Genomic DNA, 25,168 nt, shown 5'->3' on the forward strand with positions numbered 1-25,168 from the left:
TTTATCAATTAATCCCCACACAACATGACAAATAAGCTAATTTTTAGTAAGATAGTCTGTAGAAATTTGTAATTAGAAATTAGGAACCAGTATGTCAATTAAATTGGTTGCTGTCGATATTGACGGCACATTACTTAATAGTAAGCGTGAAGTAACACCTGAAGTTTACACTGCTATCCAAGATGCTAAAAAAGCTGGCGTCAAGGTCGTTATTGCAACAGGCCGCCCCATTGCTGGTGTAACCGATTTACTAGAAAAATTAAATCTCAAGGATCAAGGAGATTACGTGATTACTTTTAACGGTGCTTTAGTACAAGATACCGCAACTGGTGAAGACTTGATTAAAGAAACGTTAACTTATGATGATTATTTAGATATTGAATTGCTCAGTCGCAAATTAAGTGTGCACATGCATGCTATCTCTAAAGAAGGTATTTACACTGCCAATCGTGATATCGGCAAATACACTGTCCATGAAGCAAGTTTGGTTAACATGCCAGTCTATTATCGTACTCCTGAAGAAATGGTTGGCAAAGAGATTGTGAAAATAATGATGATTGACGAACCTGAAATGTTAGATGCTGCTATTGCTCAACTGCCAGCCAGCCTTTATGAACACTACACAGTTGTCAAATCAAGACCTTTTTATTTAGAAATCATGAATAAAAAAGTCAGCAAAGGCACTGCTATCGTTCATTTAGCAGAAAAGTTAGGACTTAGCAGAGATGAGACAATGGCTATTGGTGATGAGGAAAATGATCGTGCTATGCTAGAAGCTGTTGGAAGCCCTGTTGTGATGGAAAATGGTATTCCTGAACTCAAAAAAATGGCTAAGTACATCACCAAATCAAACGACAACAGTGGGGTCGCTTATGCAATTAAAAAGTGGGTATTAAACTAATGTACACATATAAAATCGGAATTTCAAAAGAAGAACATGATAACTTTATCAAAAACAGCGGTCAAACCAATCTACTACAAAGCAGTTCTTGGGCAAAAGTTAAAGATGAATGGGGAAATGAGCGAATGGGTTTTTATCAAGATAGCAAACTTGTTGCCTCTGCCTCTATTTTAATCAGACCTTTACCTCTTGGTATGACAATGTTTTACATTCCAAGAGGTCCCGTCATGAACTATCAAGATAAAGATTTGGTGAATTTTGTATTGACCTCCTTAAAAAAGTTTGCCAAAAGAAAAAGAGCCCTATTTATTAAGTTTGATCCTTTTATTTTGCTGAACCATCATCAAATTGATGAGGAAGCCATCAATAACCCGCAAGCACAAACTATTATTGACACTTTAAAGCATTTAGGCTGTGAATGGCTGGGACAAACAAGTGATATGGGAGAAACTATTCAGCCGCGTTTCCAAGCCAATATCTACGCAGAAGGGTTCTCTGAAGCTAACTTATCCAAAAAAATCCGACAATCCATCCGTACTGCCAAAAATAAGGGAGTTAGCATTCGCTTTGGTGGCTATGAACTTTTGGCAGACTTCTCCGATTTAATGAAAAAAACAGAAGATCGCAAAAGCATTCACCTCAGAGGCATTGATTACTACCGCAAACTCTTAGACAATTATCCCCAACACTCTTTCATTACTTTGGCTAGTCTCAATTTGAAAGAAAGACTTACCGAACTAGAAAGTCAAAGGAAAAAAGCTCAAAATAACCTTGCTAAATTTGGTGATAATGTTAAACCGAGCAAAATTGATAATACAAAAAAAGAAATCGAACGTCTCAGTGACGAGATTGCCTTTCTTCAAGAGCATTTATCCCAAGGTAAAGATACCGTTCCTCTTTCAGGAACATTATCTCTTGAATTCGGTAAAACATCCGAAAATGTCTATGCTGGTATGGATGACGAATTTCGCCGTTATCAAGCTGCTATCTATACTTGGTTTGCAACGGCTAACCATGCCTTTGAAAGAGGCAGTCACTGGCAAAATATGGGAGGTATTGAAAATGACCTCTCTGGCGGACTTTACAACTTCAAATCAAAATTCAAACCAGAAATTGAAGAATTTATTGGTGAATTTAATTTACCAGTCAGCCCGCTCTATAAATTAGCTAATATTGCCTATACCATACGTAAAAAACGAAGGAGCAAGCATTAATAATGGCTTTACAAAACATCTCTCAAAATGATTTTGCCTTACATGTTCAAAAAGCAGAGCAAAAATCTTTCATGCAGACCTTAGAAATGGCCAAGCTTCTTTCCAAAAGAGGATTTACGCTTAATTATATTGCTTGGTTAGAAAATGGAACAATTGAAATTTCTGCTATTTTATACAGCATGCCCATGACTGGCGGCCGCTATTTTGAAATTAATTGCGGACCAGTTGTCACACGAGATAAGCATCTAACAGATTTTTACAGAGAACTAAAAGACTATGTCAAAGAAAAAGGTGCTTTAGAATTAGTAATAAAACCTTATGACACCTATCAAACCTTTGATGGTGATGGCCAAGCAACCAGTGCTGAAAAAAAAGAACTTATCTCGCAATTAACTAATCTCGGTTATCATTTTGATGGCTTGCAGAGGGATTATCCTAATGGTGAACCTGATTGGCACTATGTCAAAGATTTATCGGATATTAGCGAACAAACACTGCTAAAATCCTTCAGTAAAAAAGGACGCCCTTTAGTAAAAAAAGCCAAAACTTTCGGCACTAAACTTCGTCGGCTTAATCGTGATGAGCTTAACCTCTTTAAGGAAATTACTTCAGCCACTTCTGATCGCAGAGAATACAGTGATAAAAGTCTGGACTACTACCAAGACTTTTACGATAGTTTTGGAAATAATGCCGAATTTATGATTGCCAGCCTCAACTTTGAAAATTATCTTAGTCATTTACAAAAGGATCAAAATAAACTTGGCAATAAAATTGCTAAGTTGCAAGCCGATTTGGAAAAAAATCCGCATTCTGAAAAAAAACAAAACCAATTGCGTGAACTGTCCAGCCAATTCGATACCTTTACAACTCGTCAAGAAGAAGCTCAGAAATTTATCACTAAATACGGCAAAAAGGATGTCATCTTAGCAGGCAGTCTCTTTGTTTATACACCTCAAGAAGCCGTCTATCTTTTCTCAGGTTCCTATCCAGAATTTAATAAGTTCTATGCGCCTGCTCTTCTACAAGAACATGTGATGCTTGAAGCTCTTAAAAGAGGAATTTCTTTTTATAATCTCCTTGGTATTACAGGGCACTTTGATAATTCAGATGGTGTTCTTCGTTTCAAACAAAATTTCAATGGTTACATTGTCCGCAAGATGGGAACATTCCATTATTATCCAAATCCCTTAAAATACAGACTTTTAAATACGATTAAAAAAATTCTAAGACGTTAACCTGTTTTCATTAAACAGTCTAAGTTTTATCTTCAGTCTAAAAGAAGCACCTTCAATCAGGTGTTTTTTTGATATGATAGACAGTTATACCAAAAAACACTGCTGATTTTTATCAGCAGTGTTTTTAAGTATGAAATGAATTTCTTGCAGGTTTAAAAGTTAAAATACAAGCAGAAAATCATCAATTCTAATTAGCTGCTCAGCTCAGCTTATTTGACAAAGTCAAGAAGGGCAAGGAAACTGTCTGCTTGCAGTGAAGCACCGCCAACAAGAGCACCATCAACATTTTCTTTAGCCATGTATTCTGCAACATTTTCTGGTTTTACAGAACCGCCGTATTGAATACGGACAGCCTGAGCAACTTCTTTTCCATAAAGTTTTTCAACGGTTGCACGAACAACACCACAGATATCATCTGCAATATTAGCATCAGCTGACTTACCAGTACCAATAGCCCAGATTGGTTCATAAGCGATAACCATACTTGATACTTGCTCAGCACTCAAACCTTTAAGGTCAGCAGTGATTTGTCCTTCAATCCATTCAGCTGTTTTACCTGCTTCATAAGTTTCAAGAGATTCACCACAACAAAGAATTGGCGTCATCTTGTGCTTAAAAATAGCATGTGCTTTTTTGTTAATCTCTTGATCTGTTTCATGGAAGTAATCACGACGTTCTGAGTGCCCAATAATAACATAGTCAACACCAAGTGCTGCAAGCGCTGCAGGACTTGTTTCACCAGTAAAAGCACCAAAATCTTCCCAGTAACAGTTTTGAGCTGCAACTTGCAATTCTGTACCTTTCACGCCTTTTTTCATTCCTTCAAGGAATAATGCAGGTGATCCAATAACAGTATCAACAAGATTATTTGAAGGAATATTGTTCTTAACTGCATCAATGAACTCACGCGCTTCAGCAGCAGTCTTGTTCATTTTCCAGTTACCAGCAATAATTGGTTTACGTGACATTTCACTTACCTCTTCTATAATTTTTTTACCTGTCTATTATATCACAACTTATCTATGAATTCTATAATAATGGGAAAATCTCTACAACCCTTTTAATAAAATTTACAGCACTTTTTACTCTTTTCGTTAAATAAATCCTTAGGAAGCACCTATACTAATCACTCATATCAAGAGTTTAAAAACACGAACTCATCTCTTTTATCAATCATACTGTATAAAAATAGAAAAAAGCCTCTTTCGAGACTCTTTTACAATTATTGTCTGACGAATAATTGCTAATTGGGAACTTAATTTCTTAAGCTTCGATTTCTGAAACGATACCAGAACCAACAGTACGTCCACCTTCACGAATAGAGAAAGTAGTACCTTGTTCAACAGCGATTGGATGGATCAATTCAACGTCAATAGTAACGTTATCACCAGGCATAACCATTTCAGTACCTGCTGGCAACTCAATTGAACCAGTTACGTCAGTTGTACGGAAGTAGAATTGTGGACGATAGTTATTGAAGAATGGTGTATGACGTCCACCTTCCTCTTTAGTAAGGATATAAACTTCACCTTTGAATTTAGTATGTGGGTGAATTGAACCTGGTTTAGCAAGAACTTGACCACGTTCGATTTCATCACGTTGGATACCACGAAGGAGAACACCAACATTATCCCCTGCAATACCTTCATCCAATTGTTTACGGAACATTTCAACACCAGTAACAACAGCTTTTTGAATGTCATCACGGATACCAACGATTTCAACTTCATCGTTAACTTTAACAGTACCACGATCAATACGTCCTGAAGCAACAGTACCACGACCAGTGATTGAGAAAACATCTTCGACTGGAAGAAGGAGCGGCTTGTCAGTATCACGTTCTGGATCTGGAATGTAGTCATCAACAGTATGCATTAATTCCATGATGATATCTTCTTGAGCAGTATCGCCTTCAAGAGCTTTAAGAGCTGAACCTTGAATAACTGGAATATCATCACCTGGGAAATCATATTCTGAAAGAAGATCACGGATTTCCATTTCAACCAATTCAAGCAATTCTTCATCGTCAACCAAATCAACTTTATTCATGAAGACAATGAGGTATTTAACACCAACTTGACGTGAAAGAAGAATGTGTTCACGAGTTTGTGGCATTGGTCCATCAGTTGAAGCTACTACAAGGATAGCACCATCCATTTGGGCAGCACCAGTGATCATGTTTTTAACATAGTCCGCGTGTCCTGGAGCATCAATGTGAGCATAGTGACGTTTTTCAGTTTCATACTCAACGTGCGCAGTATTGATAGTGATACCGCGTTCGCGTTCTTCAGGAGCAGCATCAATAGATGAATAATCTTTTGGTTGGTTTACTGCACTTGGAAGACGACGTGCCAGTACAGTTGTGATAGCTGCAGTTAAGGTAGTTTTACCATGGTCAACGTGTCCGATAGTACCAATGTTAACGTGTGGTTTACTACGATCGTATTTTTCTTTTGCCATTTAGGAAAAGCCTCCAATAAAATATATTTTATAGATAGACAGTAGGCATACAGTCTAACTTTACCTTACTATTTTAACAAATTACGTTAAAAATGCAAGTATTTTATAACTTTTTTATCTTATCTTATTAACAATTATTCCTAATTAAAGAAGTGACTTTCATTTATTTAGAAGCTTTTTTATTATAACTAAAAAATCGGAAAAAGTATCCAATTGATTTATTCTCCATAAGTCTCCTGTTGCGATTGAGGATCTATAAAAACATCTGTATCATCACGCTCGGCTTCTTCCACTTCCTGATAAATATCTTCTCGTTTCTCATTAGCATCAATATTTAATACAAAACCAATAGCTACCGACAAAACAAGAAGACTGTTTCCTCCCTGTGATAGAAAGGGAAAAGTTACACCTGTTGAAGGAATAAGGCCGGATATTCCACCAATATTGACAAATACCTGCATCAGCATCATAGAACCAATACCCAAAGCAATCATGGAGTTAAAAGGATTTTTAGCTTTAACACCAACTAGCAGAATACGCAAAATCAAAAAGAAAATCAAGGCTAAAATGAGTCCTGCTCCAATCAGTCCTAATTCTTCAATAATAATTGAAAAGACAAAATCTGTTTGTGCCTCTGGAAGATAGCCTCGCTTTTCAATAGAATTGCCCAAACCACGTCCCAGCCAACCACCATTACTCATAGCATAATAGGAATTAGCCAACTGATGTCCAGAGTCTGTCACATCCTTAAACGGATTGAAAAAAGCACTAAAGCGTTTAGCAACATAGCCAAAAACTGGAACCTTGCTCATCGTTTTAACACCAACCATATTGATGAGACCTAAGAAGATTGCTGATAACGTAATAATCCCAGTTAATAAAGCAGAAAACCAACGATAGCCAATACCACTGACTGAATACATAATAATAGCTGTTAAAACAATAATGGTCGCATTTCCCAAATCGGGCTGTGCTGCAACCAAAAGAATCAAAACTAAAGAATAAAAACGCCAATCCTTTAGATCACTCAACTGCTTCGGCCACCATTTACGTTTGGTCAAAGCTTGATAATCATAAATTTCAATAGATTGCTGCCGCCTAGCAAAGGTAAAAGCCAAAAACCAGACCATAATAACTTTTAAATACTCAGCCGGCTGAAAGCTGATGGGACCAATAACTATCCAACCATGAGCACCATTAACTTCCTGTGTCCAAAAACGCGCAATTAAAAGCAGCACCACTTCTATCATCATCATAACAGTTAAAACACCACTGTTCTTCAAAAAATTTAATTTTAAGCGGTAAATAAAAAGGATAGCCAATAAACTAATAACCCAAAAGGCAGCCTGATTTATGACAGAACGAAAAGGATTTAAACCATTTTGTATTAAGCTAGCACTGGTTGTTGAATAAACAACAATCAAACCTAACACTGATAAAATTAAATAGGGCAATAATATCGAATAATTCAGCAAATGCCGCTTATCAATTTTCATTACATTTCCTCAAATATCTTACAAGTTTAACATTAGCATTATATCATCTTTTAAAGTTAAAACAAAGAAAATAACTGATGAATCATATCAAACTTTGCCTTTAACACTTTCTGATTAGCATATATCTGATGAATTTTTTTATTCTCTTAAATAAAAAAGAAATGAAAAATCTGAAAATTTAAGAAAATCTGCTGTTTCCGATATAAAAATTAGTGTTTTTATACAATTAAAAAGCTCTATAACCTCCGAAGCAAATTTCATCCATTACAGATATTATAGAGCTTTTTTCTGTTTAACCTGAATTTCGTAAGCCAGTTGCGACACCATTAATAGTAATGTGAATCAGGTTCTCTAAATTCTCACCTAATTCACCACGGCGCTGACGTTTAATTAACTCAATTTGAATATAATTTAAAACATTAAAGTAAGGTAAACGATAATCAAGACTAGCTTTCAAATAACTATTATCTTCTAAAAGCTGTTTGTGACTTTCAATTGCTAGAATAACATTTTTGGTTAATTGCCATTCATCCAAAATAGTTGCAAAGACTTCTTTTGTTTCTTCATCCTGACATAATTTAGCATATTCAAAGGCAATATTCATATTTGATTTGGATAAAACCATGTCAACATTTGACAACAATGAATGGAAGAAAGGCCATGATTGATACATTTCCTGCAATTTAGCCAAATTCTTTTCATCCTTATCTATAAAATGTTTAAAGGCTGAACCGACACCGTACCATCCTGGAAACATGATGCGATTTTGAGACCATGAGAATACCCAAGGAATAGCGCGCAAACCGCTGATCTCTGTAATCGTCTTACGAGCTGCTGGACGGGAACCAATATTCAAACTTGAAACTTCGCGAATTGGACTAGCTGCGAAGAAATAATCATAGAAATGTTCGTTTCCGAAAACTAAATCACGATAAATGAGATTACTGTCAGCAACAATTTCATCCATGATTAAACGATAATTGACTAAGTTATCTGAATTGACAATCCTTCTTGTCACCATGCGATCAAGAGTTGCTGAAACCAGCATTTCCAGGTTGTAGTATGCAACATCCTTATTGCCATATTTATTACCAATAACCTCACCTTGTTCTGTTAAACGAATCCGATCCTTGATGGAACCAAATGGCTGTGATGTAATAGCCTCATAAGATGGACCGCCACCACGTCCAACAGTACCGCCGCGTCCATGGAAAAAGGTGATTTTGACACCATTATCAGAACCAATTTCTGTCAATTCATTTTGTGCTTTGTAGAGCGCCCAGCCAGACGATAAATAACCACCATCCTTGTTAGAATCTGAGTAACCCAACATAATTTCCTGATAATTATGATTGGCTGCAATCCATTTTTTAACAATATCATAATTGAGATACTGTCTCATGATTTCGCGAGAATTATCCAAGTCCTCAATAGTTTCAAATAAAGGAACAATTTGCACACGCGCCTTATCTGTATCAACCAAGCCGACTTCTTTGAGCATGATAGCTAATTCAAACATATCAGAAATGCTTTCTGTGTGTGAAATGATATGTTGTTTAATCACATCTTCTCCCAGAGCATCCTTCAATTTCCTAGCTGTTTTAAAAATAGCTAATTCCTTTTGCAATATTTCCGATTTTTCAACATGCGTTGCAGACAGTATTCGAGGATCTTCAGTCAATTCTTTGAGAAGAATAGCAATCTTTTCTTCTTCAGGTAAGTCGCTATAGTTAGCAACAATATTGGCTGAAGCTAACAGTTCTGCTACACAGGTTTCGTGAACACTGGAATCTTGTCGCATATCAATAGAAGCTAAAAAGAAACCAAAAACATCAACTGCTTGCAATAATTCTGTTAAATCACCCGTAATAAAAGCAGAACCGTTATTTTCTAAAAGAGAATCTTTGATGAGTTGCAAATCATTTCTAAACTCTTGCGCTGATTGATAAGGAAGGATTTGAGCACTATCTTCAGACTCCAACTCTTCTAAATGGTTGTTTTTTAAATAAATAAGAGTCTCTTGCAATCTTGATTGAATATAATGAAAAGCCTTACGATAGGGTTCTTTTTCTCGGTAAATCGAAACATCCGTTGAACGATCTGCCATCTCTTTAACTGCATTGCTAATAGTAGAAAGGCTGGTTGAAAGAGAAAATGTTCGATAAAGATCTGAAACTTTGTCAATATAATAATTTAAAATCACTTCATTTTGCACCAGAGCTGATATTTTCAGGGTTTCAGCAGTGACGAAAGGATTCCCATCACGGTCACCGCCAATCCACATTCCCATCGTAATTGGTTTAGCATTTCCTAAATCAAATCCTTTTTGCTGAGACAAGTGCTTGTATTCTGTAATTAATTTAGTAACACCCTTAATCAGAGAGGAATTATAGTATTCCATGACATTAGTAATTTCATTAGTGACTTTTAATTTCTTTTCGCGAATAATATCTGTTTGCATAATGAGCTCAACATAACGGCGCATATCGTCATACCATTTTTGCTTGTTAATAGATCCAGCTTTAACATCACGGTACTTACGCAAAAGTTCATGAATATGATTAGTTAAATCCAGCATCGTTTTTCGCTGCACTTGAGTTGGATGCGCTGTTAGAACAGGGACAACATTAACATTTTCCAGAATTTCTTGAGCATTTTTTTGACTAGAAACAAGTTCAATAGTGGCTGATAATTTCCCTAAATAATCAATATCATTATTGTTTTGATAGTTGATTTCATAAGCTAAATTGACATCTTCAGAAATATTGATAAGAAGCGGTAAAATGGAGAAATAACGAGAAACAACGACCATTTCTTCATTTGTTAACTGCTCAATTTCACGTTCTAACTCTTGATGCTTCTCTTCAATTGATAATTTTTTAAAGAGAGTAATCTTATCAAAGCTAGCACTGCCAACCATTGTTTTGGTAGCATCGTCCAGTAGTTTGGTAAGAATAGTAATCTCCTCAGCAATTGCTTCTTTATCATTTCTACTTTCTAGTTTGTTGATTGTCACGAAACAAATTCCCCTTCTTTTTTGATACTTTATATCATATCACTTTTAGAAAAAAAGTAAATCTTTATTCAACTGTAAGCATCTTATTTAACACAAAAAAATAAAGAACTAGACAGCCTAGTTCTTACCTTTATAAACTTTCAAATAAAATTCAATTTTATCCCCATTTTTGACCTTAATCTTATCAGCAGCTTTTGATGCCAGCTTATCATTAACATCAAACATCCAGTACCTACCTGCTTTTTTATCCTGAGTGACACCATCAATAGTAGTGATAAAACCACCGCTTTCTTTAACTTTATAGTTGTCTTTTAAGACATCCATAACAGTAGCACCTTTTTTGAAAGCGACTTTCTCATCGGTTTTATTAGAATCCGTTTTAACAATTAATCGGACCTTAGTCTCTTCAGATGATTGACTTGTTTTTTCCCCGGTACTGCTATTGCTGCAAGCTACCAGGAAAAAAACGGATAGTGATAAGACGATAACATTAATTATTTTTTTCATGAGACGATAACCTCCTAAAGATTGATAATATAATTGGGTAAAAGAACAAAGTCGAGATAGCATGAGCTAAATTGAAAGTCATTCCTGCTATGATATAGGCTAAAATTGGAGTAGAAAATAAGAGAGCAGAATAAGTATCAATCAAGATACCATATACAATTCCCATTAACCCTGCCAAAACAGACTGCAGACCAAGACCATTAATATTACCAAATCGAAAAAGTTTTGTCATAGGATAAAGGCAAAATTTCCAAAGGCAAATAACTAGACCAAAGCTGATAAGTTGCCCCAAGACCCAAGGACCGAATCCCAGCAAAAAACTAGTAATCAACATGGTTACAGTCATGATTAAAAAACTTTCCCAAAAACCATAAAAAACGGCACATACTAGAAAGATAGCAGTGATAGGTTGAATATTGGGCAAAGCTGAAAAGGCAAGCCGCAAAACAATGGCTAAAGCTGACAAAATAGCAATACGACTAATTTGCTTTAAGGTTTTCTTCTCCATAATTTCAGTCTACCGAAAAGCTCAAAAACTGTCAAGATGATAAAACAGGCTAAATGATTGAATGTTTTAAGTTCATGTAATTGTAAATGATGACCATCACCTGACCCGCTATTATCTTTTTGTTTATCTTTATATAACGTTATATAATGTTGTTAGCTCGCCTCACCATACTTATAGTAACAATACTAAGACTATAACAATTTAAAACTGCATTTCAACATCTCAGATAGACATGTTTTGCTTTTTTCAAAACTTTACGCTACAATAAATGAGATGAGAAGAAGAATTAAGCCTGTCTTTGTTCTAGCTTTCTTTAGTTTGTTCGCCTTGATTATCATCTTAGGGAATATTCAAGCTGAAAATGCCCGACAAAAAGAATTAAGAGCTGCCCAAGCAGCCATTCCTGCTACAGAACAAAATTCAGAGAAAGCTAAAACAAAAAATTCAGATGGAGACACCTTTACTCTTAATCCGATTGTTGATATCTCGGGTTGGCAGCTGCCTAGCGAAATTGACTATGATACCCTATCAAAAAACATTTCAGGAGCTATTGTTCGCGTCCAAGGCGGGTCAGGCATCGCCAAAAAAAATAATGCAGCTCACAGTTCCGGAATTGATAAATCGTTTAAGACCCATATTGAAGAGTTCCAAAAACGCGGCGTACCTGTGGCCGTCTATGCTTACGTCCGTGGATCCAGCGTCAAAAAAATGAAAGCTGAAGCAAAGACTTTTTACAAAAATGCATCTCCCTATAATCCAACTTTCTATTGGCTCGATGTTGAAGAAAAGACAATGCCTAACATGGACAAGGGAGTTAAAGCTTTTCGAGATGAATTAAAACGCCTTGGTGCTGAAAAAGTTGGTATTTACATTGGGACTTATTTTATGGAAGAGCACAGTATTTCAGCAAAAGGTTTTGACGCTATTTGGATTCCAACTTATGGTACTGACTCGGGCTACTTTGAAGCAGTCCCTAAAACCAAATTGAATTATGATCTGCATCAATACACCTCTCAAGGTCATATTGAAGGCTTCAAGAATACACTTGATCTTAATCAAATCGCTGTCAACAAAGATACAAAATCTACTTATGAAAAATTATTTGGATCAAGCAACCAATAAACTTGACACAATTGCCAGTTTCATTTTATAATAAAAATAAATAAGTAAATATCACAAGGAGTGCTAACCTTAGCTGAGATTGCATTTGCAAAATCCTATGGACCTGATCTAGTTAATACTAGCGTGGGAATGTGATTCGTTTCATGGATGAACTAAATGAACACACATGGACTCCTTGGATTGTACAAGGAGGTCTTTTTTATGTCTAAAAATGCTGTTATTCTGGTTGAAACCGCTCTGATTGCCGCCTTAGCTATGGTTCTTTCAATGATACCTGACTTTGCAAGTTGGTTTACACCCTCTTTTGGAGCTATTCCCCTTGTCTTATTCGCCTTAAGAAGAGGAAGTAAATTTGGAGTTCTGGCAGGCTTCCTTTGGGGATTGCTGCATTTTCTTTTAGCAAAAGTTTATTATCTAACGCTTTCACAAGTATTTCTTGAATACATCTTAGCTTTCTTCTGCATGGGATTGGCAGGTATAACTAAACAGCCCTTTCAAACGGCCTTGAAAAATGGAAATAAGCTGAAAGCATTGCTCTTTGCCATACTAGGCGCATTCATAGCTATCTTCACCAGATATGTCTGTCATTATATCGCAGGTTTCCTTTTTTGGGGAAGTTATGCCCCCAAAGGAATGTCTCCTTTTTGGTACTCCTTCACTGTTAATGGCAGTGCTGGCTTGCTTACCTTTTTAGTTGTTATTCTTATCCTTGTGTTTTTAGTTATAAGCCAGCCACAACTCTTTTTACCAGCTGAAAAGAAGAACATATAAACTAATGCGTTTGAAAAATAAGAAATGTTGGTATTTCTTGCTTAAACTAGAATTTATAATTCAGTTTTTTAAGTTAATCATGCTATTATATGGTTATGGTCAAAAAGAAAAAATGTAAAAAGCAACTGACTAGTCATCAAAGGCGCCCTTATAAAAAGAAAAAGCAAGTTAACTATCATATGATAATCGTTTCTTTGCTTATACTACTTGGATTTAGCGGTCTTCTTTACCAACATCGTTTTCATATTTCCAACTCTTATGAAATAACGCAAACAGCTACAATTACACCAACATCACCAGTAACACTCTATTGCCATTTATTCGATTTTAATACAGATAAATTGAAACAAACTACTACAGTGCAAGTGACAGGCTATCGTTTAACACATCTAAGAGGAAAAACAATGACTTTGGCCAAGGTAAAATTAAGGGGACACACTTACTACCTTGATGCTAAACATCTTCAGATTCAACATACAAATGCAATCAATCAGTATATTGCCAGTTTAAGCTATCCTCATACCGAAATAACCAAAAATATCTATCATCAGTTTGCCCAAAAATCCTATTTTGGAATAAGTGGTAAACCAAAGGGCATTATTATTCATGATACTGGAAATGACAGTTCTTCTATCCAAAGTGAAGTGGCCTATATGGAAAAAAATTATAAATCAACTGGGGTATTTGTTCATAGTTTTCTTGATAAAAATAATATTTTACAAATTGCTGATGACAGTTATATGGCTCAGGGAGCTGGTCCCAAAGGAAATCCTTATTATTTACAATTCGAAATGACGCATGAGCACAATAAAGATGATTTCGCTAGACAAACTGCTAATGCAGCCTACTATGCAGCTTTTATGCTTAAAAAATATAAATTGCCTGTCACTTTAGGTCAAAAAGATACATCAGGAACAGTTTGGACACATCAAATGGTTTCTTCTTATCTTGGCGGAACTAATCATCAAGATCCTGATGATTATTGGGCACAGGCTGCTGCAGATTTTTTTGCTAGCTCTTATTCTATTAAAAATTTTGTAGACTTAGTTCAGGCCTATTATAATCAACTTTAAAATGATATAATAAAGTGATTTATTATTTATTTTGGAGGAAAACATGATTTCTTGGTTAACAAGATTGATCAAAGGTGTTATCATTGCTCTTGGGTTTATTTTACCTGGTGTATCAGGCGGTGTTTTAGCATCTATTTTAGGATTATATGAACGTATTATTTCATTTTTAGCACATTTGTCAAAAGATTTTGTTAAAAATGTTCTCTTTTTTATTCCTGTTGGAATTGGTGGTATTTTAGGTATCGCTCTTTTTTCAGCGCCTTTAGAATATCTGCTGGAACATTATCAAGTTCCCGTTCTGTGGGCCTTTACAGGAACAATCGTCGGAACCTTACCAAGCTTATTTTCTGAATCAACTCAAAAATCCAGACGTGACAGCAAGGATTGGATTTGGCTGCTAGGAACTTTTATCATTTCTGGTCTCCTATTGTTCTTTTTAAATGATTTAATTGGGACAATTCCTGCTAACTTTGTTAGCTTTATTCTTGCTGGTGCTCTGATTGCCTTAGGTGTGTTAGTTCCAGGGCTTAGTCCGTCTAATCTCCTTTTAATTATGGGACTCTACGCCCCTATGCTGACAGGTTTTAAGAACCTTGATTTAGTAGGAGTTTTTCTTCCAATTGCTATTGGCGGTGCTACGACCATGCTGCTTTTTTCAAAGGCCATGGATTATGCTCTCAATCACTACCATTCACGCGTTTATCACTTCATCTTAGGACTTGTTATTTCGAGTACCCTCTTAATCATTATTCCAAATCCTAGAAATACCGAAAGTATCTCTTATGCTGGCAGTAGCTTTACAACCTTTTTAATGGCTGCTCTGCTCTTTATAGCAGGTATTGCCCTAGGAGCTTGGATGAGTAAACTTGAGGAAAAATATAAATGAGCAAGAAAAAGAAATTAAAGAAAACCTTGGTTGAGCAAATTTTAGATAAGGCCAAGATTAAACATGATAGCTTAGCACTCAATGCCTTAGAAGGCAAATTGCCAGAAGATATCCAAAAGGAGGATATTTTTAAAACACTGGCACTAACTGGCGATAAAACTGGACCACTTATTGGGATTATTCCCATAACAGAACATCTTTCTGAAAAGAAATTAGCCAAAGTATCTGCAAATAAAAAAGTTACCATGATTCCCCAAAAAGAACTCCAAAAAATAACAGGCTATGTTCATGGTGCTAATAATCCTGTTGGTATTAGACAAAAGCATCATTTTCCAATTTTTATTGATTCTATAGCTTTAGAAAAAGGGCAAATCATTGTATCAGCAGGTGAGATAGGACGTTCCATTCGTATCAACAGCCAAGTTTTAGCTGACTTTGTTGGAGCTCAATTTGCTGATTTGAAGGAGTGATAACATGCGTTTATTAGGAAATATTGTTTGGTTTTTATGTGCTGGGTTATTATCTTTTATCGGTTGGTCTCTAGCGGGAATTATTCTTTGTCTGACTGTTATTCTCATTCCTTTTGGGCTTCAATGTTTTAAAATTGCAGGTTTTGGACTCTTTCCTTTTGGAAAATCGATTTCCCCTTCTAGCAATGTTTCCAGCCTTATTTTCAATATCATCTGGATTTTAGCCATTGGTTGGGAATTGGCGGTAATACACTTAGCATCTGCTTTCCTCCTTTGCATTACTATTATAGGAATTCCCTTTGCATTACAGTCTATCAAGATGGCTGGCATCAGCCTTTTTCCTTTTGGTATAACGATTATAAAAGAGGTATAAACTAAACATGAAATTGTATTTTGTAAGACATGGTAAAACGGAATGGAACCTAGAAGGACGTTTCCAAGGAGCTCATGGAGATTCACCTCTCTTAAGTACATCAATTATAGAACTAAGAGCATTAGGACACTATCTCAAAGATATTACATTTGATCACATTTATTCTAGTGACCTGAAAAGAGCTAAATTAACTAGTCAAATTATCAATCAAGAAAACAAACATTCTGTAAAAATTGAATACACCAAGGCCTTACGAGAATGGAATTTAGGCAGTCTGGAAGGTCAAAAAATCAGCCTTGTTACTTCTATCTATCCCAAACAAATGAAAGCTTTCCGTCATAATCTAGCACAATTTAACAATTCAATGTTTGATGCTGAATCCGTCTATCGTGTAACACATCGTGTTTCTAATTTTGTTAAATCACTACAAAAGGAAACGGCTCAAAATATCTTAATAGTCGGACATGGTGCAACTTTGACCGCCTCTATTCAAACATTATTAGGCTGTGAACCTGCTCAACTACGACGTGACGGCGGTCTTGATAATGCTAGTGTGACCATTTTAGAAACAAAAGATTTCGAACGTTTTAAACTCCTTAAGTGGAATGATACCTCTTATAAAAAAGAATTGTAAGACAAAGCTTAAGTATCAAACGGCCAATACAAGCCATTTTCTTTGTCCATTTATGAAGCATAAAATCTCAAGCATCAAAAAACATCTGAAGACTAACTAGTTTTCAGATGTTTTTTATTGCGAAAAGTTTTACTTCATATACTTTTCTCTTCAAAAGTAGCTATCAAGTAGAGATACCATAGGTTTGACAGTTAACAGCAAAAAATTTATTTCCCAAGTTTTTCTTTAGCTGCATCTGCAAGAACTGTGAAAGCTGCTGCATCGTTAACCGCTAAATCTGCAAGCATTTTGCGATTCACTTCGACTTCAGCCAACTTCAAACCATGCATTAATTGTGAATATGACAATCCATTCATACGTGCTGCTGCATTGATACGTGTAATCCATAATTTACGGAAATCACGCTTTCTTTGACGACGGTCACGATAAGCATAATAGTATGAATTCATCACTTGTTCTTTTGCAGTACGGAACAAGATATGTTTTGCGCCATAGTATCCTTTAGCTAATTTTAAAACACGTTTACGACGTTTACGTGAAACAACGCCACCTTTAACACGAGCCATTTATACAATCCTCCGATAATTCTTTCTATTCTTTTAAATTACTCTTATTTTAAGCGAGTAAGCATTGACTTAATACGTTTGAAATCTCCTAAATGCACCATTGATGCTTTACGAAGATGACGACGTTGTTTCTTGGTCTTACCGTGGAAGCGGTGAGAGGTATATGCACGGAAGCGTTTCAATCCACCTGAACCTGTACGTTTAAAACGTTTAGCTGATGCGCGGTGTGTTTTTTGTTTTGGCATTTTAATATTTCTCCTACTTTTATTATTGGTTAACTTATTTTTTATCTGGAATTGGTGCAAGCTGCATGAACATTTGACGGCCATCCATCTTAGCCCTTTGCTCAATAATAGCAATATCTTGCGTTGCCTCAGCAAAATCAGCTAAAACTTTTGCTCCAATTTCCTTGTGAGTAATCATACGTCCCTTAAAACGAATAGAAACTTTAACCTTATTTCCCTTTTCAAGGAACTTACGCCCATTACGAAGCTTTGTCTCAAAGTCACCTTTATCAATAACTGGACTTAAACGGACTTCTTTAATGGTAACAACGCTTTGTTTCTTACGTTGTTCTTTTTGTTTCTTTTGATACTCAAATTTGAACTTACCATAGTCCATAATACGAGCAACAGGCGGTGTAGCCTGCGGCTGAATTAAAACCAAGTCGACATTAGCATCATCTGCAATAGCCTGTGCTTGGGCTAATGGTTTAATTCCCAATTGCTCACCATCAAGACCAATAAGGCGAACTTCGCGGACACGAATTTCATTGTTAATGAACAAATCTTTTTTAGCGATATTCTTCACCCCTTCATTATTTTTTTGAGAAAAACAAAAACGGACCTGACAAATCAAGCCCGTATACACATAATATTCCACAGGAACTTTAACATGTTGGGCCAGACAACTTTAAGTCGCAAGGCGAGAAGTTCTCACTTCTGCTTTTCTCACTTAAAATAGAATAACAAAATTTCTAAGACCTGTCAATAATATTTTGTGCTTTCTTTTCAATAAAGTTAACGACACCTGCAATATCAATGCCCGTTGTGTCAAAAGTGATAGCATCAGCTGCAGGTTTTAACGGAGAAATTTTCCTATGACTATCCTTATAGTCACGCTCAGCAATTTCTTTTTTTAATGTATTAAAATCTGTTTGAATTCCTTTTTCAAGATTTTCTCTGTAACGTCGCTCAGCTCTTTCTTCAACAGAAGCAATTAAAAAAATCTTGAGCTCAGCATCGGGTAAAACAACTGTCCCAATATCACGCCCATCCATTACGATACCACCCTTTTTGGCCAATTGTTGTTGCAAATCAACCAATGTTTTACGCACCAAGGGCAAGGCAGCAACGGTTGATACATTATTGGTCACTTCATTCTCACGAATAGGATGACTAACTTCAACATTACCAACAAAAACGAGTTGTTCACTATCATCCTTACGACGCCCAAAACTAATAGGATAATCCTTCAAAAGTTTAACAATGGCCCGCTCGTCCGTTAGATCTGTATCATTTTGCAAAGCTAAATAGGTCGCTGAACGATACATGGCACCTGTATCCAAATAAACATAACCTAACTTTTTAGCGATAATTTTAGCTACTGTACTTTTACCGCTGGAAGCAGGACCATCAATAGCAATTCTAATACCCATCATATCAACCTCTTTACTTAATCTTGATGTTATCTCCAGGGTTAGCATACCAATAGCCATGCGTCATATGTTCTGGATTCAGCTCATAGAGTTTATCAACAGAAATACCCGCACGCGCAGCAATTGCTGCAGCCCCTTCACCTCCTTGAACTGTAATTGTCTCGCCATCACTGTCTGAAGAGGAACTTGTCGTTTCACTTGAACTTGTTTCTGCTTCTGTTGTCTGTTCATCAGTTTGACTATTTGCCTCATTTTTGGCTTTTTTGACCGTTTTGGAAGAACTATAGAAACCCGAAGTGGCTGCTTTTTCATTGCTTCCACCATTTGAAGTATAAAGTACAAAAAATAAAATACCAATAATAATCAAGAAAAAGAGGCTCAATAGGATTGTTAAAATAGGTGTACTGATAATACTAGCATCCTTTGAATTTCTTGTCATTTCTTCATTATCAGTAGTTGCATCAGTTACTTTTTCTTCCCATGGTTTATTTGACATGATTTCCCCCTTGTTAAAAATTAATAATAGTACTACAATGTTACTATGAAAGTAGCAATTATCCCAGAAAAATGTATTGCCTGTGGGCTTTGTCAAACCTATTCAGGCGTTTTTGATTATAATGATGATGGTATTGTCATTTTTACAGACAGCAAGGAAAAGATTAAAACAGTTGCTGATGATCCAAATATCCTTATGGCTGTTAAAAATTGTCCAACAAAAGCTCTTACATTACCGTAAGGGCTTTTTTTCTTTTTTATAAGCTTCAAAATAATCAAGATTGATAAAATTATCAATGAGCTCCACTTCTCCCTTGAAATCTGGATGAAGTGCCAAAGCATCTAAAAAATATTTTTTAGGCCACTTACGCATATAAAAGAGACACTTTTTCTTACCTTTTACAATCAGAGTCACAGTTGACTTTGTTACCTCTACTTTTTTTATATCTGCAATAGCAATTTTTGAAGGCTTGAAAACATTTAAAGAAACAACTCGTAAAATGCCATTATTTTCAATCACAAAGTAGCGATGAAAACCAACACCAACTAAAACAACAAATGTAATGAATAAAATAAAGAAATACTGCGGAATAGAAGTTTGTTCATACAAAAGTGACAAGGCAATAAAAATTGGCATAATAGTGATAGACCAGTAAATAATCAGCCATGACAGTTCAGGCTGCCAATGATATCTAACTTTCCCAAATATCTTAATCACTTCGTTTCCTCCATGTCACATTATTTTATCACAGTTATGTCATTTTTACCAAAATTTATTGTTTGAAACAGACAATTCCTATGATAACATCAACTGCCCTTTGCATTGTTTCTAAACTGACAAATTCAAAGCGACCATGCATATTTTCACCACCAGCAAAAAGATTGGGGGTCGGCAGACCCATAAAGGAAATTTTAGAACCATCTGTTCCGCCGCGAATTGGTTCAATAATAGGTTCAATCGCTAGGTTTTCCATAACTTTTTTAGCTAGTTTCACGCAGGTCATATCTTTTTTAATAATTTTTCGCATATTATAATACTGATCATAAATTTGCAATTGCACGCGCTCTGCTCCTAAATGGGCATTCATCTTGTCAGCAATTTTCTGCATAAAATCTTTACGGCTTACAAAAGCTTCATCATCAAAATCACGAATAATATAACTGGCATGTGCCGCATCAACAGTCCCTTTAAGACTCAAAAGATGGTAAAACCCTTGATATCCTTCAGTCTTTTCAGGCCGGTCCTCCTGTGGCAATTGCCCATGAAAATCCATTGCCAGTTGCAATGCATTAACCATCTGATTCTTAGCTGTACCCGGATGAACATTGCGTCCCATAAAATCAATTTCTGCTGCTGCAGCACTGAAAGTCTCATATTGCAGTTCTCCTAAAGGACCGCCATCAACGGTATAAGCAAAATCAACATCAAAATCCTCAACATCAAACTGATCAGCACCCCTACCAATTTCTTCATCAGGTCCAAATCCAACTCGAATTTCGTCATGTTCAATTTCAGGATGTTTGACTAGATAATCAATAGCTGTCATAATCTCAGCAATGCCAGACTTATCATCACTGCCAAGAAGAGTAGTTCCGTCTGTGGTAATCAGAGTCTGACCTAAGTAGTTATTTAAATTAGGAAACTCCTTTGGATCCAAGACAAAATCAGTCTGTCCTAATTGAATAATTTCACCATTATAATTATCAATAATCTGAGGATTGACACCTTCAGCATTAAAATCGGCTGTATCCATGTGTGCAATAAAACCGATTTTATAAGAAAAATTGCCATTTGCAGGTAAAGTTCCTACCAAATAACCATTTTCCAAATAATGAACATTCTGAAGCCCAATACTTTTCATTTCAGGTTTTAAAATGGTTAAAGCAAAATCAACCTGACTTTGTGTTGTTGGTGTTGTTTCACTACTTTCATCACTTCTTGTATTAACCCTAGTATAGGTTAAAAAGCGATTCAATAAATTATCATAAGTCATTTATTACCTCTTACCCTGTCTCCTTAATTATAACAGAAAAAACCACGTTTATCTGTGGTTTTTTAAATATTATTTGGAATTTTTTACTTTGATTAATGAGTTGAAACATGATAATAAACTCGGTTTGTAAATTTGCCGCTATTTAAACTCTCAGAAGAAACAATACGATCTTTTGTTTTATCAGATTCATCGCTTTGACCATTAGAAAAATATTGATTAGATAGGGTTTTATTGGCTGGCACAATATAAAGAGTTAGATTCTTTTTTGTTCCAGTCTCAACATTTAACAAAAGATTTCCGTCTTGATCAATGTTCAACAGACTGACTGTCATTCCAGGGGTTGTCAGACCTCGCTGATCAAATGTCAACGTTTGTCCTTCTTCATTTTTCCAAGTTCCTGCCATACTACTGTAATCAGCCTTTAAAACAGCGCCTGTATCAATGGGAGCAAGGGTTTCCTCGTTATTAGAATGAGAAGAAGACTGACTGCTTTCTGAATGAGCTTCTGTCGTTTGCTTAGCATCAGTTGATTTTTCACTTGACTGTTTTGTTTGTAAAGTAGTCTTTTGAGAAGTCGAGCTGCTTTCTGATTTGGGTTTTTTCTGCATTGAGCATCCTATCAAAAGAAAGACTGTCAAAAATAAACCAATAAGAAAGTAAAGATTTCGTTTTCTTTTCATAAATCAAACGCCTCGTTTCTTTACTGTTGAGTAAATCGACCAGTATAATCAATATTTTCATCCAAAGCATGAGACAATTTAGACGATACACTAGTATACTGCCAAGCTGCTGCATTAGCATAATAATTAAGGGATTTAGCTTCTTCTTGAGTCATATAAGTATACCCTTTGGCATAATGAGCAACCCAAAAATTATTGATGCCAAACCTTGCAGTGTCTACTTGCCCACCGCGTATATCCAACCAACTAGCCATAGTATAATGAATCAGGTTGCTATAACCTTGACGCCTCATCTCATCTTGCCAAGCTTGAACATTATTATTAATATTGTTCACCATAGAGGATTCTTCCATATCATTGACCATGACAGTTGATGCCTCCAAACCAAAGGATCTGGCTGCATTAGCAAAATAACGGGCTTCTTCTTGTGCCCCGGCCGCAGAAGTATAGTGAGCATAATGGTAAGCAGAAACCTTAATACCGGCAGCTCTGGCATTGGCAATTTGAGAACTTGCATATGGATTGATGTAGTTTGTACCTTCTGTTAACTTAACAACCACTCCTTGAATACCTTGTTGTTTCAAGCTATTGAATTCGGCAACAGAAATGATTCCATTGTGGCTACTAATATCAATAAAGTAAGATGGTAGAGCAACAGCAGGTTTATCAGCATTCAAGCTATAGTTTCCAATATTGGTTCCGCTACTAGTGCCATCAGTATAATCAACATAGACATGAATGTTATAATTTCCTTTAATATATTGATGATTTTTTTCATTAATGGTGACTGTTACCTTACCATCAATAATAGTTGATGAAACATACCAATGAAGGTTAGATTGATCAGCTTCTGACCAAGCAGCCATCCGAACTTCTTTGATCGCTTTACCACCCGCTTCTTGTTTAACAATCATATCTATCGTTCCTGCACTGGCATTATAATTTGAAGCAGCGATAACAGCATTCCTTGTCTCTGCAACATTAAAGCCATCAGTTGCTGCTAAGCCAACCGTTTTATTGTCAAATTTACTTTGTCCATAGACATGAACATTATAATGGCCTGTTTCCCCATTATGATCAGCTAACTGAATTTGCGCTGCGTAGGTTCCATCACCTTGTTTTGTCGCGGGAATCCATTGAATATCATCTTGATTGTTTTTATCTGTCCAGACAGGAATAACTACTGAACTAATGTAAGCTGGCAGGTTAGAAACAGTCACTTTATAAAGAGCATCGGATTCTTTAGCAATATCAACCTTGGCACTAGGCTGATTAATAGTTATCGTTCTGCCATTAAGCCCAACCATTTTCCCATCTTTAATAATATAAGTATGGATATGATAAAGCCCATAACCACTGTGGTTACTGTAAGCTGCAGTTGCCGCTCCATCACTATTTGCACTATACCACTTGAGATCATCTTGACCATTTTGATCCGACCAAACGGCAAATCGTACTTTGGTATAATCTGTAACCGTGTTTGAATCTAATTTGAGAGCAATACCATCACTAGTTAAATCAGCTGAAACAGTATTTTTCTCAAGCGGTTTATTGATCTGATAAGCCCCTAAAATAGTACCAGAATGTGTCCCATCAGTGTAGTCTGTATAAACATGGACATTATATTTATCTGAAGTATTTGAATGATTAGCGATATTAATCGTCACAGTTGCCTTATTGTTGACAATTTTTGGTGAATACCACTTAAGGTCATCTTGACCTTTATCTTCAGACCAAACAGCAATATTAACAGCAGATACAGTCTTTGTATCAGATGAACCCTCAACAACAACATCAAAGGTCGTTTTATTTTGGTCATAATTAGCAACAGATATCCTTGCATTGGGTCTAGTATCATTGCGGTCAAAACCAGAACTAACAGCTAAGCCAATTTGAGACTGGGTTACTGTGCTGTAGCCGTAAATATGAGCTTCATAATGTCCCAAATCATTCTTGTGATTTTTAGTATCAATCAAAACCTTATAACTGCCATCATCAGCCTTTCGGGCATTATACCATTTAATATCATCTTGACCGTTTTGATCTGACCAGACAGGTACCATGATGCCGCTAATAGTATTAGGAACATTAGAAACGGTTAACTCAAAATTCGTTGCTGATTTTCTTTGAATATTAGTTTGCACCTGAGGTTGAGCAATTGTAAGAGTTGTTGCGTTAAGTCCTATCATCTTGCCATTTTGATTAGCATAAGTATGAACATAATAGGTCCCATACTCACGATGATTCTTGAATTCGGCATAGGCCGCTCCCATATTATTTGCCGTATACCATTGAAGATCATCTTGATCATTTCGAGCTGACCAGACAGCAAATTGAATCTTAGTATTTCGAGCGATCTGACCGTTATACTGTAGCTTAATCCCTTTTTCTTCCACTACAGCACTTGTGACTTCTTGTGCCTGTACTTGCTTGTCTTGTGTAAGAGAAGAACGAGCTTGTACGCTGCTTGCTGGAGTCATTTTATTGGAAAGACGTTTAGCATCAGTTTGTTGATCCAAAGGAGCAGATGATGTTGATTGTAATTGATCTGCGGTAGAAGTGGTTTCTGCTTTTACAGAAGGAACAGTCGAAATCTGATCAGGAGTCTGCACAGAACTAGCAGTACTTGCCTGAGACGGAACTGTTTCAGTCTCATTTGCTTTGGCAGGTGAGCCATTTGTGGCCACCTTCATAGAGGAAACAGTTGTCTCAGACGTACCTGTTATCGGATCAGACTGTTCCTGTGTTTGCTGCAATTGGATAGTACTGTCTTGTCCATTATTTCTGACTTCCTGACTTATCTGTGCTGTTGTCGCTGGTAATTCAGATACTGATGTCGCATCAGAAGAAATAACTTCTGATGCACTTAAGGATTGATTTTGCTCATCTGCAGATATTTTATTAGCAGCCATAAATAGGGTCAATGCTAATGGAATCATCAAATAAGTTTTGCTTTTCATTCTTTTTCCTAATTTCCTTAAAATATTATTTGTTCATTATATCATGTTTATCAGGACGTCTCAAGATTAAGCATTGTGCTATATATTCCAATAATTGAGTCATAAAATAATGCACACTTTAATAAGGCTGTTTTTTTATCATTACAAGAG

General features: G+C 36.0%; 26 protein-coding genes, 1 riboswitch and 1 other annotated feature. Of the genes, 11 read left to right on the top strand and 15 right to left on the bottom strand.

Annotated elements, in window-relative coordinates; all coding sequences use genetic code 11:
- Positions 1–91: 91 nt before the first annotated feature.
- From yidA to FNL60_RS06980, 3 genes are read left to right on the top strand one after another with little or no spacing between them, the layout of a single operon-like run.
- Entirely contained in the window at positions 92–901 is an 810-nt protein-coding gene (yidA, locus tag FNL60_RS06970; protein WP_002264581.1) for a sugar-phosphatase, read from the top strand.
- A complete protein-coding gene (locus tag FNL60_RS06975; RefSeq protein ID WP_002266680.1) occupies positions 901–2,115 on the top strand; it encodes an aminoacyltransferase in 1,215 nt (404 codons plus the stop codon). Before yidA ends, FNL60_RS06975 begins: the two co-directional genes overlap by 1 nt.
- Positions 2,116–2,117: 2 nt before the next feature.
- Positions 2,118–3,350, top strand: coding sequence for an aminoacyltransferase (locus FNL60_RS06980; protein WP_002280127.1), 1,233 nt, complete (start codon positions 2,118–2,120; stop codon positions 3,348–3,350).
- A 209-nt stretch (positions 3,351–3,559) separates the two neighbouring features.
- Here the strand turns inward: FNL60_RS06980 and tpiA are convergent, their stop codons facing one another.
- The 6 genes from tpiA to FNL60_RS07015 form a co-directional block, all read right to left on the bottom strand.
- Positions 3,560–4,318 carry a triose-phosphate isomerase gene (gene tpiA, locus FNL60_RS06985; protein ID WP_002263313.1) on the bottom strand — a complete coding sequence of 253 codons (759 nt, stop codon included), beginning with the start codon at positions 4,316–4,318 and terminating at the stop codon, positions 3,560–3,562.
- A 295-nt stretch (positions 4,319–4,613) separates the two neighbouring features.
- On the bottom strand, positions 4,614–5,810 hold the full coding sequence (gene tuf / locus FNL60_RS06990) for an elongation factor Tu (RefSeq protein ID WP_002263314.1): 1,197 nt from the start codon (positions 5,808–5,810) through the stop codon (positions 4,614–4,616).
- Positions 5,811–6,028: 218 nt separating this feature from the next.
- Entirely contained in the window at positions 6,029–7,306 is a 1,278-nt protein-coding gene (gene ftsW, locus FNL60_RS06995; RefSeq protein ID WP_002263315.1) for a cell division peptidoglycan polymerase FtsW, read from the bottom strand.
- A gap of 292 nt (positions 7,307–7,598) precedes the next feature.
- Positions 7,599–10,322 carry a phosphoenolpyruvate carboxylase gene (ppc, locus tag FNL60_RS07005; RefSeq protein ID WP_002266077.1) on the bottom strand — a complete coding sequence of 908 codons (2,724 nt, stop codon included), beginning with the start codon at positions 10,320–10,322 and terminating at the stop codon, positions 7,599–7,601.
- Between the two features lie 117 nt (positions 10,323–10,439).
- Positions 10,440–10,829: a DUF4430 domain-containing protein gene (locus tag FNL60_RS07010; RefSeq protein ID WP_002266683.1), complete on the bottom strand. Its 390-nt coding sequence runs from the start codon at positions 10,827–10,829 to the stop codon at positions 10,440–10,442.
- A complete protein-coding gene (locus tag FNL60_RS07015; protein ID WP_002266684.1) occupies positions 10,813–11,337 on the bottom strand; it encodes an ECF transporter S component in 525 nt (174 codons plus the stop codon). Before FNL60_RS07015 ends, FNL60_RS07010 begins: the two co-directional genes overlap by 17 nt.
- 273 nt (positions 11,338–11,610) lie before the next feature.
- On the opposite strand from FNL60_RS07015, the gene FNL60_RS07020 reads away from it, so the two are divergent.
- The 7 genes from FNL60_RS07020 (at position 11,611) to FNL60_RS07050 (ending at position 16,666) form a co-directional block, all read left to right on the top strand.
- Positions 11,611–12,459 carry a glycoside hydrolase family 25 protein gene (locus tag FNL60_RS07020; protein ID WP_002266079.1) on the top strand — a complete coding sequence of 283 codons (849 nt, stop codon included), beginning with the start codon at positions 11,611–11,613 and terminating at the stop codon, positions 12,457–12,459.
- A 46-nt stretch (positions 12,460–12,505) separates the two neighbouring features.
- Positions 12,506–12,606, top strand: a riboswitch (TPP riboswitch).
- 54 nt (positions 12,607–12,660) lie between these two features.
- A complete protein-coding gene (thiT, locus tag FNL60_RS07025; RefSeq protein WP_002263320.1) occupies positions 12,661–13,230 on the top strand; it encodes an energy-coupled thiamine transporter ThiT in 570 nt (189 codons plus the stop codon).
- A gap of 89 nt (positions 13,231–13,319) precedes the next feature.
- A complete protein-coding gene (locus tag FNL60_RS07030; RefSeq protein ID WP_018110157.1) occupies positions 13,320–14,303 on the top strand; it encodes a peptidoglycan recognition protein family protein in 984 nt (327 codons plus the stop codon).
- Between the two features lie 43 nt (positions 14,304–14,346).
- The gene (locus FNL60_RS07035; RefSeq protein ID WP_002266082.1) at positions 14,347–15,189 is read left to right on the top strand and encodes a DUF368 domain-containing protein; all 843 of its coding nucleotides are present in this window, start codon (positions 14,347–14,349) and stop codon (positions 15,187–15,189) included.
- The gene (locus tag FNL60_RS07040; protein ID WP_002263323.1) at positions 15,186–15,659 is read left to right on the top strand and encodes an aminoacyl-tRNA deacylase; all 474 of its coding nucleotides are present in this window, start codon (positions 15,186–15,188) and stop codon (positions 15,657–15,659) included. Before FNL60_RS07035 ends, FNL60_RS07040 begins: the two co-directional genes overlap by 4 nt.
- Positions 15,660–15,663: 4 nt before the next feature.
- A complete protein-coding gene (locus tag FNL60_RS07045) occupies positions 15,664–16,032 on the top strand; it encodes a YccF domain-containing protein (RefSeq protein ID WP_002263324.1) in 369 nt (122 codons plus the stop codon).
- 7 nt (positions 16,033–16,039) lie between these two features.
- Positions 16,040–16,666, top strand: a complete 627-nt coding sequence (locus tag FNL60_RS07050; RefSeq protein WP_002263325.1) for a histidine phosphatase family protein — start codon at positions 16,040–16,042, stop codon at positions 16,664–16,666.
- Between the two features lie 206 nt (positions 16,667–16,872).
- Here the strand turns inward: FNL60_RS07050 and rplT are convergent, their stop codons facing one another.
- The 5 genes from rplT to FNL60_RS07075 form a co-directional block, all read right to left on the bottom strand.
- Positions 16,873–17,232 carry a 50S ribosomal protein L20 gene (gene rplT / locus FNL60_RS07055; RefSeq protein ID WP_002263326.1) on the bottom strand — a complete coding sequence of 120 codons (360 nt, stop codon included), beginning with the start codon at positions 17,230–17,232 and terminating at the stop codon, positions 16,873–16,875.
- Positions 17,233–17,276: 44 nt separating this feature from the next.
- Entirely contained in the window at positions 17,277–17,477 is a 201-nt protein-coding gene (rpmI, locus tag FNL60_RS07060) for a 50S ribosomal protein L35 (protein ID WP_002280125.1), read from the bottom strand.
- 34 nt (positions 17,478–17,511) lie between these two features.
- Positions 17,512–18,042 (bottom strand): translation initiation factor IF-3, encoded by a 531-nt coding sequence (infC, locus tag FNL60_RS07065; protein ID WP_002263328.1) that lies wholly within the window; start codon positions 18,040–18,042, stop codon positions 17,512–17,514.
- 16 nt (positions 18,043–18,058) lie between these two features.
- Positions 18,059–18,185, bottom strand: a sequence feature (ribosomal protein L20 leader region).
- Between the two features lie 23 nt (positions 18,186–18,208).
- Complete coding sequence (cmk, locus tag FNL60_RS07070) at positions 18,209–18,892, bottom strand: (d)CMP kinase (protein WP_011074539.1); 684 nt, start codon at positions 18,890–18,892, stop codon at positions 18,209–18,211.
- A 10-nt stretch (positions 18,893–18,902) separates the two neighbouring features.
- The gene (locus FNL60_RS07075) at positions 18,903–19,385 is read right to left on the bottom strand and encodes an SAG1386/EF1546 family surface-associated protein (RefSeq protein ID WP_002263330.1); all 483 of its coding nucleotides are present in this window, start codon (positions 19,383–19,385) and stop codon (positions 18,903–18,905) included.
- Between the two features lie 45 nt (positions 19,386–19,430).
- Here FNL60_RS07075 and FNL60_RS07080 point away from each other — a divergent pair, with 45 nt between their 5' ends.
- Positions 19,431–19,625: a ferredoxin gene (locus tag FNL60_RS07080; RefSeq protein ID WP_002263331.1), complete on the top strand. Its 195-nt coding sequence runs from the start codon at positions 19,431–19,433 to the stop codon at positions 19,623–19,625.
- Here FNL60_RS07080 and FNL60_RS07085 read toward each other — a convergent pair.
- From FNL60_RS07085 to atlA, 4 genes are all read right to left on the bottom strand, one after another.
- On the bottom strand, positions 19,617–20,102 hold the full coding sequence (locus tag FNL60_RS07085) for an EbsA family protein (RefSeq protein WP_002263332.1): 486 nt from the start codon (positions 20,100–20,102) through the stop codon (positions 19,617–19,619). The genes FNL60_RS07080 and FNL60_RS07085 overlap by 9 nt on opposite strands.
- A gap of 55 nt (positions 20,103–20,157) precedes the next feature.
- A complete protein-coding gene (gene pepT, locus FNL60_RS07090; protein WP_002280124.1) occupies positions 20,158–21,378 on the bottom strand; it encodes a peptidase T in 1,221 nt (406 codons plus the stop codon).
- A gap of 92 nt (positions 21,379–21,470) precedes the next feature.
- Positions 21,471–22,058 (bottom strand): DUF6287 domain-containing protein, encoded by a 588-nt coding sequence (locus tag FNL60_RS07095; RefSeq protein WP_002264595.1) that lies wholly within the window; start codon positions 22,056–22,058, stop codon positions 21,471–21,473.
- Positions 22,059–22,078: 20 nt separating this feature from the next.
- The gene (gene atlA, locus FNL60_RS07100; RefSeq protein ID WP_002280123.1) at positions 22,079–25,018 is read right to left on the bottom strand and encodes an autolysin AtlA; all 2,940 of its coding nucleotides are present in this window, start codon (positions 25,016–25,018) and stop codon (positions 22,079–22,081) included.
- Between the last annotated feature and the right edge of the window lie 150 nt (positions 25,019–25,168).

This window comes from Streptococcus mutans (assembly GCF_006739205.1).
Classification (GTDB): domain Bacteria; phylum Bacillota; class Bacilli; order Lactobacillales; family Streptococcaceae; genus Streptococcus; species Streptococcus mutans.